10 protein-coding genes are annotated in these 9050 nt (G+C 42.4%); 6 read left to right on the top strand and 4 right to left on the bottom strand.

Going from position 1 to position 9050, the window contains the following annotated elements; translation table 11 throughout:
* Window positions 1-410 precede the first annotated feature (410 nt).
* Complete coding sequence (locus DP116_RS24585) at window positions 411-1253, top strand: hypothetical protein (RefSeq protein ID WP_169157651.1); 843 nt, start codon at window positions 411-413, stop codon at window positions 1251-1253.
* On the opposite strand, the gene DP116_RS24580 is transcribed toward DP116_RS24585, so the two are convergent.
* On the bottom strand, window positions 1208-1876 hold the full coding sequence (locus DP116_RS24580; protein WP_169157653.1) for a chemotaxis protein CheB: 669 nt from the start codon (window positions 1874-1876) through the stop codon (window positions 1208-1210). The two genes, DP116_RS24585 and DP116_RS24580, sit on opposite strands and share 46 nt — an antisense overlap.
* Before the next feature lie 250 nt (window positions 1877-2126).
* Here DP116_RS24580 and DP116_RS24575 point away from each other — a divergent pair, with 250 nt between their 5' ends.
* Window positions 2127-2846: a Crp/Fnr family transcriptional regulator gene (locus DP116_RS24575; protein WP_169157650.1), complete on the top strand. Its 720-nt coding sequence runs from the start codon at window positions 2127-2129 to the stop codon at window positions 2844-2846.
* A 406-nt stretch (window positions 2847-3252) separates the two neighbouring features.
* Here DP116_RS24575 and DP116_RS24570 read toward each other — a convergent pair whose 3' ends face one another.
* Entirely contained in the window at window positions 3253-3429 is a 177-nt protein-coding gene (locus tag DP116_RS24570; protein ID WP_169157649.1) for a helix-turn-helix domain-containing protein, read from the bottom strand.
* A 211-nt stretch (window positions 3430-3640) separates the two neighbouring features.
* On the opposite strand from DP116_RS24570, the gene DP116_RS24565 reads away from it, so the two are divergent.
* Together DP116_RS24565 and DP116_RS24560 are read left to right on the top strand one after the other, a co-directional pair.
* Window positions 3641-4207: a DUF2087 domain-containing protein gene (locus DP116_RS24565; RefSeq protein ID WP_169157648.1), complete on the top strand. Its 567-nt coding sequence runs from the start codon at window positions 3641-3643 to the stop codon at window positions 4205-4207.
* 497 nt (window positions 4208-4704) lie between these two features.
* Window positions 4705-5331, top strand: coding sequence for a hypothetical protein (locus DP116_RS24560; protein ID WP_246275780.1), 627 nt, complete (start codon window positions 4705-4707; stop codon window positions 5329-5331).
* Between the two features lie 187 nt (window positions 5332-5518).
* On the opposite strand, the gene DP116_RS24555 is transcribed toward DP116_RS24560, so the two are convergent.
* Entirely contained in the window at window positions 5519-6304 is a 786-nt protein-coding gene (locus tag DP116_RS24555; RefSeq protein ID WP_169157647.1) for an ABC transporter ATP-binding protein, read from the bottom strand.
* Window positions 6294-7427 carry a branched-chain amino acid ABC transporter permease gene (locus tag DP116_RS24550; RefSeq protein ID WP_169157646.1) on the bottom strand — a complete coding sequence of 378 codons (1134 nt, stop codon included), beginning with the start codon at window positions 7425-7427 and terminating at the stop codon, window positions 6294-6296. Before DP116_RS24550 ends, DP116_RS24555 begins: the two co-directional genes overlap by 11 nt.
* Before the next feature lie 66 nt (window positions 7428-7493).
* Here DP116_RS24550 and DP116_RS24545 point away from each other — a divergent pair, with 66 nt between their 5' ends.
* Both DP116_RS24545 and DP116_RS24540 read left to right on the top strand, forming a co-directional pair.
* Complete coding sequence (locus DP116_RS24545; protein WP_169157645.1) at window positions 7494-8285, top strand: endonuclease/exonuclease/phosphatase family protein; 792 nt, start codon at window positions 7494-7496, stop codon at window positions 8283-8285.
* Window positions 8286-8325: 40 nt separating this feature from the next.
* Window positions 8326-8946 carry a Uma2 family endonuclease gene (locus tag DP116_RS24540; RefSeq protein ID WP_169157644.1) on the top strand — a complete coding sequence of 207 codons (621 nt, stop codon included), beginning with the start codon at window positions 8326-8328 and terminating at the stop codon, window positions 8944-8946.
* The last annotated feature ends 104 nt before the right edge of the window (window positions 8947-9050 follow it).

Below are 9050 nucleotides of genomic sequence, written 5' to 3'. Positions count from 1 at the left end.
CACCCTCGCTTGAATCGGCGCTAAAATCTTTCCCTCTCCTTACCAAGGAGAGCCAGTGCGTTGGGCGGGCAATGCCCGACTTGAAGCACCTGGCGTGAGGGATGCCCGATAGGGCAGGGTGAGGTTCCGAGGGCGTCTTGGTAATTTACAGTAACCAACCTCCTCCTAACGAGAGAAAACCTCACCCTCGCTTGAATCGGCGCTAAAATCTTTCCTCTGGTTCCTATGCTCTGCATGGGAACGCCTGACTTGAGGCTCTGCCTCAATATAATCATTGGGAGGCAGAGCCTCCGATAGTGCATTCCCACGCTGAGCATGGGAACGAGAGAGCAGTACGGCAAGGAACGAGAAAGCTGCTCTTGTTACTTGTTAGCGGCTAAAATAAGTAGATAAGCTTGCGAGCGTAGTGCATGGACTTTTTCAACGGCGATTCCAAGTCAACATTCTTAGAAGACTTACAGTCAGAGCTGGATAATAGCCAACATCACAACATTTGGAATTTTACGGTATTATCCGATACAATAGAAATTATAGAAAAAATTGTCATGAAAATCAGTCAATTTGATCAGACAGGTGTTCAACTAGAAAATACTAAACACAAAGATAGTCTGATAATAACATCCCTTGACCTTAACTCTGGTCAAAGATCAGAAGTTGAAGATACAGTAGAGCTTTTGTGCGAGCAAGTACAAACTCTCAAGCAACTGCTGTACCACAAGGAGTTAGAACTGCAAGAGATACAGCAAGAGTTACTTCATACAAATGAGGATTTGTGTGCTGCACTTAATTCACCGTCGCTAGCACTTGATTCGGCGAAAGAATCAGTTAAAGAAATTTTGGTAAGTAAAAATCCAATAGGTGAAACTTTACCAACACGCTTTAGCACTATTTATAATTCGACCGTCAAACCTTCAGAGTTAGGGCACAAAGAAAAATCAAATTCTATTCAACCTTTGATAAGTGCTCCAGACAATTCTATACTTATCAATAATCAGGCGTATCAAATTAAGATTACGGCGCTGATAAAGCAAGGTCGTGAAATTCAGGCGAAATCTAAAATACTTAGAGAACAAGCTACTGAAATTCGGGCGAAATCTAGAGAGGTTGAAGCTCAGTTTATGGAAGTGGGAACTAAATTTATTGGCTCTAGAGCTTCATTTCTGCTCCGTGAGCCTAATTTTAGGCACAAACAAAAGCCGAAAGCAATTCATCTGCCGGACGTTAGTCCGGCAGATGAATTGCTCGATTTTTGAGATAGTTCTTGTGAGTGTACTTCTTGTGTCGTAACTAGGGTGAGTAAGCGGTGAGCGATCGCATCCAAAGGAAGAACAAAATCAACTTTCCCAGTGTCTATCGCAGATTTCGGCATACTGAAACATTCGCTACTCGCCTCATCCTGAACAATCACCGTACCGCCATACTTTTTTATCGCTAGCACACCCAAAACCCCATCGCCGTCTTTGCCAGTCAGGACAACTCCTATCGCTCGACTTTTAAAACTACTCGCCACTGACGTGAACAGTTTATCACCTGCGGGGCGGACAAAGTTTATCTTTGGTGCATCTGAGAGAGAAAGGGTAGCATCCGGGTTAACCACCAAGTGCTTGTTAGGGACAGCAATGTAGACTGTCCCTGGACGTAACAATTCGCCTTCCTCTGCCTCCTTCACCTGCAAAGCCGTGCGGCGGCTGAGGATTTCTGCCATATGGCTGCGGTGCTGGGGAGACAAATGCTGTACCAATGTAATAGGTGCTGGAAACTCAGCTGGCAATGTCGAAAGAATTTGGCTAATGGCTTTTAGCCCACCTCTAGAAGCTGCGATCGCCACTACATTATAAGCAACATTCGGAAAGTGAGAGACAACTGTGTGTCCCAAGTGCGAAATCACGTTTTTCTCTTCTGCTTGATGATTTTGCAAAGTATTTCTTGTTGCGTGCCCGAATATGGAATTACGAGTTTAACGCTTATGTACCCTAGGGTACAAATAATATTGTACTGTATTTTCTGGAAATTATGTGCGCTTGCGTACATAACTTCTTTACAAAAGAGTTGATCTTTCGCCAGACGACCTCAACTGATGCTGTGAGTTATCTGATTGAGATACCACTGGCTCAAAAAGGTTCTCTATGTCCGCATCCCAAAACCATTGTAAACCCATTAAAAATCGGCTGTTGGCTTCCCTCCCCAAGGAAGAACAAGAACGCCTCCAACCTCACCTAGAACTAATCCCCCTAGAATACAAGCAACTCCTCTACATACCCAACGAACCGATCCAGTACGTCTATTTCCCCAACTATGGTGTCATCTCTCTAATCACCATTATGCAAAATGGTGATGCGGTGGAAGTGGCTACGATAGGCAATGAAGGAATGGTTGGTCTACCCATATTACTGGGAGCCAATACAATTCCTGGTCAGGCTTTGGTGCAGGTTCCAGGCGAAGGCTTAAGAATTAAGGTAGATGTATTCCAACGCGAAGTGACTCCAGGAAGTCCACTTTACAAGCTGCTGCAACGCTACACGCAAGCCCTGTTTAATTCAATCGCCCAACTGGTTGCTTGCAACCGCCTGCACTCCATAGAAGAGCGATTTTGCCGGTGGGTACTCATGACTCAAGACCGAGTCGGAAAAAACGAGTTTCCCCTCACTCAGGAGTTCTTAGGGCAAATGCTGGGCGTACGTCGCGCCAGTGTGAGTGTGGTTGCCGCTATGATTCAGAAGGCAGGGCTAATCACCTATAAGCGTGGAAAAATGACGATTCTCGACCGAGAAGGTCTGGAGGACGTCACCTGTGAGTGTTATGTAATGATCAAAGACGAGTTTGAAAGCTTGGTGGACGACAATTGACCACAATAACTGATATTTTGCATCATTACGAGTTAACCACGCTTTGCTCGTATGAAAAAGTGTTTAAATCTACTCAAAAACCAGTTCCACTGTGAGTCCATTTTAATGGACTTTGGCTATGAGACTGGGACTTACAGTCCCAGGTGGACGACAACGGAGTCAAACAATATGTAATAACTTTGACATTTGTTTGACCAGGTGCAACATATCAGATAATGCCAATCATTTCCAAAGGAAGAGGCGCATTTTCATTTCTTCCTTTTTGGGAATTAACTTTATATGACTTCCAGAAGAATATTTTAAATTGTTAATACATGAATTTGCAATTACTTATAATTACGCTCTTCATTACCATGCATTAAGCAATTAGAGAATTTGAAATATTTAATTGTACATTTAGAAATTCTTATAGTAAGGTTTGTGTTCTCGCTCGATAATCAAGTAAAGCTCCTTCACTCACTACAGTTCGTCCATTTCTTCTCAAGTCAGGAATTTGTCCTTTCTGCAAAGCGATATAGAGAGTGGACTGTTCTACTTGTAAGTATTTCGCTGCTTGTGCAACTGACATACCATGCTTAAGCATATTCAATACTCCTTTGCTATTTTGAAAGCGGCGAAACATTGTGAAATGTAAAGAACTACTTAAGAAATCTCAATTGTCTTAGCAATTCGTAACAGAATTAACATAACTTCAAAAAACCAAAACACCATGTCTGTGCTGTGTCGAACAAGAACAGCACAACAATTTGATGCAAACCTAATTAGATCGATATCTAAGAACATCATAACAAAAGATGAACAATGAGGAGTTTAAAATTCTGTTGCGTTTTTTTAAGGCGTTAGCAGATGAAAGCCGACTCAAAATTTTGGGTATCTTGGCAAATCAGGAGTGTAGTGTGGAGGAGTTGGCGGCGTTACTACGACTTAAAGAGCCAACCATATCGCATCATTTAGCAAGACTCAAGGAACTCAATTTGGTGACTATGCGCCCAGAGGGTAATGCTCGTTTGTATCAGTTGGATAACGAAGCTTTACAAACTATGGGTAAGGAAATGTTCACCCTTGAGAAAATAGCTTCTTTAGGTGAGGATGTAGATACTGAAGCGTGGGAGAGCAAAGTAGTCAAAACCTATATTGAAGGTAACCACCTGAAAGAAATTCCCACCAGTCGCAAAAAGCGCTTAGTCATTCTCAAATGGTTGGCAAGTAAATTTGAGGAGGGAATAACCTACCCAGAACACACAGTCAATGAAATTCTCAAGTGCTACCATCCTGACTACACCACCTTGCGGCGAGAGTTAATCAGCTACCAGTTGATGCGAAAGGAAAATGGAGTGTATTGGCGTTTTGTACAAAAATAACGAGTGGGTGTAAGGGTGTAAGCGTGTAAGGGTGTAAGGGTGTAGGGGTGTAGGGGAAGAATAGGCTTTTCACGTGAATTGGTTTCCCCCCCATCAAAAAACTCCTTGCTTTCATTTTTCTTTCCCCTACACCCCTAGTTTGTTGACAGAAATTTCAAACTTTTTATACCAATTGCAGTATTTTTAAGCAGTCAAAAGATAAAACATACAAAAACTTCATAAAATAATGGTCTACTTCATCAAAAATTTACAAACAAATGGTCAATAAATTTACTAACTTTGGATGAGAAAGTAAGTAAAATCCGTATCCTTCTGTTGCCTTTATCAGTTATCAGTTATCAGTTATCAGTTACCAGTTATCAGTCCCTGTTTACTGTTCACTGTTCACTGTTTGAATTAGGAATTTGAAACTTTTGAGGTAGCAGGTACAGCCTTTGAGCACGGGTACGGGTCTTTGATTAAGTTGTCTTGACAGTTAATACCAGTAGGCTTTCGTTATGCTCAAAAAAATCTTACTCCCGACCGTAGTGATTTCAGGTACGCTTTTTGCCTCGTTCATGTTAGTTTTAGCCCTGCAAGGGTCTAAGCCTGTGAAAGTCCAACTAGACGAGCAAGAACTTTTCTATGGGGAACTAAAGGATTTTGTTTCTCCTGGAGTAGGAGCTGCATTCAGTTTTGGACTAGGACTTGCAGGTGCGCTATTGTGGACATGGCAACAATCCTTACGTCAATCTTCTGAGTTAGAAAAGCAGTTATCCAATCTCCAAAACCAGATATCCGAAAAAGACTCTCAAATTCACACGCTTAAAGTTTCACCATCCAGTCCGATGCTTTCTCAACTGAGATGGTTCTTAGACGAAGATGAGAGTAAAGTTCAAGCAGCAATATCTACTGCAAATGCAAGTTCTGTTAAACAGGCTGCGCCACCTATTTCCACAAAAAAGGCAAACGAACCCACGTTTTCTCAAGCCGTTACCAAACCGTTGGTCATTACTAGCACAGAGTATGAGACTCAACCAATAACAGTGAGTCAATTAACTGCACAAACAGCGACTTCTACATTCCCCTCTGCTCAATCTGCTTTGGGATTCACTCAAAAGTATCGTAAGCGCGCTGATGCTTGAATCAGCAATCAGTTATCAGTTATCAGTTATCAGTTATCAGTTATCACTGTTCACTGCGGCTGGTACTGCGTAGGTAGCTGTTCACTTAAGTTAAGGACAAGGTAGTGGTCTATCGCATGAGTTTTGATTGGTTTGTGTATCATCAAAACTCTGTAGAGACGTTGCATGCAACGTCTCTACATTGCTGCTATGCTGATTTTCCCAGATAAGCCTCCAAAACTTTTGGATGACTCTGAATTTCTTGTGCTGTTCCGTCAGCGAGATTTCGTCCTTCAGCTAGCACCCAAACGCGATCGCACAACGACATGATAACGTCCATATTGTGCTCGATGATCAAAAAAGTCATACCACTGTTGTTCCAGCCGGTAATGCGATCGCATATCTCATCAATCAGTCTCGGATTTACCCCAGCAGCTGGTTCATCCAATAAGATTAACTTAGGTTCAGTCATCAGTGCTCTTCCCATTTCCAGCAACTTGCGCTGTCCCCCTGATAACCCTCCAGCGTAATCATATGCTTTGTGCGCTAATCCTACAGACTCTAAGAGGAAAAGCGCTCGTTCTTGGAATTCTTTTTGTTCTTTAGCAATTTTGGGTTGTTGGAATTGGACTTGCCAAAATTTCTCACCTGTTTGTTTTTGTGCTGCTAGCATCATATTTTCTAGCACCGACAACCGCGACAGAGTTCGGGCTACCTGAAAGGTACGAACCATTCCCTTTTGAGCAATTTGGTATGGCTGCAAATTCTGTATGGGTTCGCCATCAAAGGTGACTCGTCCTTTGTCTGGACGGATGAAATTTGAGAGTAAGTTAAATAATGTCGTTTTACCTGCGCCGTTAGGACCAATCAATCCAGTGATACTACCACTTGATACTTGAATTTCGGCGTTATCTACAGCCTTAATACCACCAAAGTTTTTACAAACTCCAGTTGCAGCCAGCAGAGGAAATTGGGATGACTCGTTATTTGCCAAGGGTGAGTTCCTCCTTTTTCCCTAAGATACCTTGAGGACGCCAAATCATCAGTACCATCAAGATAAGACCGATGATCATAATCCGTAATGCACTTAAACGGTCTGAATCGAGAGAGATAATTTTATCTAAGTTGCGCGTACCTTCGTAGTACATAAAGTAAAGCACTGCACCCAAAATTGTGCCGAGATTACTACCAGAACCACCTAAAATGACGATAATCCAAGCAGTGAAAGTTTCTATGGGTTCAAAATTATTTGGGTAAATTGCGGAAAGTTGCCATGCTATGAAAGCACCTGCAATTCCTGCGATCGCACCTCCAAGCATCAGTGATTGTAGTTTATACCAAAAGACGTTTTTTCCTAAAGCTTTGGGAATCTCTTCATCTTCGCGGATGGCTTTGAGAACTCGACCCCAGGGCGATCGCACTAAAATTTCCAACCGCCAGAAGACAAAAGCCAATACTATAAGTGATACCAACATCAAACCCGTTGTGGCTTTGTAGTCATATAAGCCAATAACACCAGATATATAAATTGCCACTGTTAACAGCGCTAAAAAAACCCCTATAACCAGGTGTGATATAAATTCTTGCTTACTACCAACTTTTTTTTGTGAGTTCGCAGAACTTGACACTCTAGAAACACCAATCCACCGCCATAACTGCCATAAAGTAATCAGCACAAGTAGCGTTAACAGCCCAATCAACAAAAGTTTGATGAAGAGATTAGGCACAAGAGTTGCCAGCGGTATAGGATAGCTTTGCACACCAAACGCTCCAGATCTCCACTCATTACCAACAGGTAAATCCTGGTTATTCACCACAAGACGAATCAGTTCGCCAACGCCAATAGTCACAATTCCTAGGTAATCTTCTCGCAAGCGCAAAGTCGAGAAACCAATTATCAATCCTAATAATGCTGCGATAACTGCCCCAATAATTGCTGACAGCACCAAAGGAACTCCTTTTAAGGTTAACAACACAGTGGTGTACGCGCCCAACGTCATAAAGGCAACATGACCAAAGTTAATCAAACCCGTAAAACCCCACTGTAAGTTCAGCCCCAAACCAAACAATGCAAAAATTGAAGTAGAAATCGTTAAGAAAATGAGATATTCAGCCATACGTCATGAGTCATTAGTTATTAATTGATATTACGCGATGTAAAACACGCTTCATGGCACTAGCAAATGGTTAAGCTTGTTACAATCAATATCTTGTACGACATGGCAGACTGGGAACAACGGCGAACCCTCTTAGTTGATGGACTTCAGGCAGAACAAGCTGACTTGATTGCTTTACAAGAAGTTAAGCTGCCAGAGAACACAGCTGCTTGGCTTGCTGATAAGCTTGATATGCCATACGTGCATCTAGTTCCAGACAATCGTCCAACAAGTATCAGCGACATGGGGGTGGGAAATGCAATTCTCAGTCGCCACCCATTTGTGGAAGAAGCAGTTCTCGATTTACAATCTCAGGGACGAGTTGCTCAATACGTGCAAGTTAATTTAGATGGTCAGCCATTGGTGTTTTGCAACGGACATTATTATTGGTATCCGGGTCATCATCCAGAACGTACTAAACAAGTGCAGTTACTCATTGACTGGTTAAGTCAGCTTCCCTCGTCCATACCAATCGTCGCAGTGGGTGATTTTAATGGCACACCCCAAACTCCAGCTATCATGCTGATGAAACAACATTTTACATCAGCCTATGCTAAGTACCATGGACAAGAACCAGAATACACCTGCCCTACACCTCTTGCTCGCCGTAGCTGGAAAAAATCACTGCGCCTACTTGTACGGGACTTAATATCTAATCGCACTTTACGACCCTGGCGCGGTACCTTAGATTACATCTTCATCAATCAACATTTGCGGGTACGTTCGTGCAAAATCATTCTTAACCAGCCTGCACGAGAAAGCCGCACTTTGTACCCTTCCGACCACTTTGGCATTGCTGCTGACTTAGAATTAGTTTGAAAAAACTTTGGGTAGGCAAGAATTATCGGGAATAATCACAATGGTAAAATCATCGCCAAAACTTTTAACTGTTGATGAGTTTATTACCTACTACGGCGATAGCGATCGCCATGAGTTAATCGATGGTGAATTAATTGAGATGGAACCAACTGGACCACACGAACAGGTATCCGCCTTCATTGGGCGAAAACTGAATGTAGAAATTGACCGCCAGGATGCAACCTATTTTATTCCCCATCGATGCCTAATTAAATTATTAGGGACAGATACCGCATTTCGTCCTGATCTCATTGTGTTAGACCAAACTCGACTGATAAATGAGCCGTTGTGGCAAAAAGAACCTGTTATTACATTAGGAAACTCAATTAAACTCATTGCTGAAGTGGTCAGTACAAACTGGCAAAACGACTATGCCCGCAAGGTTGAAGATTACGCCACACTAGGGGTACCTGAGTATTGGATTGTTGATTATCTGGGCATTGGTGGCAAAGAATATATTGGTAAACCTAAGCAGCCAACGGTGACAATTTGTACATTATTAGAGGATGAGTATCAAAAACAGTTATTTAAAAATAACGACCAACTTGTTTCCTTAACCTTTCCCAACTTGCAACTCACGGCAAAACAAGTCTTTACAGCAGGACAGTCTGTTCCCATGTAGTTTATTTGGGAAGTAGCCCTGATCAGGTGCGTACACCATAACTAATCATAAAAATTCTCATATTCTCCTGCTCCCTACACCCCTACACCCCTACACCCCTACAC

This window comes from Brasilonema bromeliae SPC951, from assembly GCF_012912135.1.
Lineage (GTDB): Bacteria > Cyanobacteriota > Cyanobacteriia > Cyanobacteriales > Nostocaceae > Brasilonema > Brasilonema bromeliae.
This window is presented reverse-complemented; position numbering and strand designations above follow the sequence as displayed.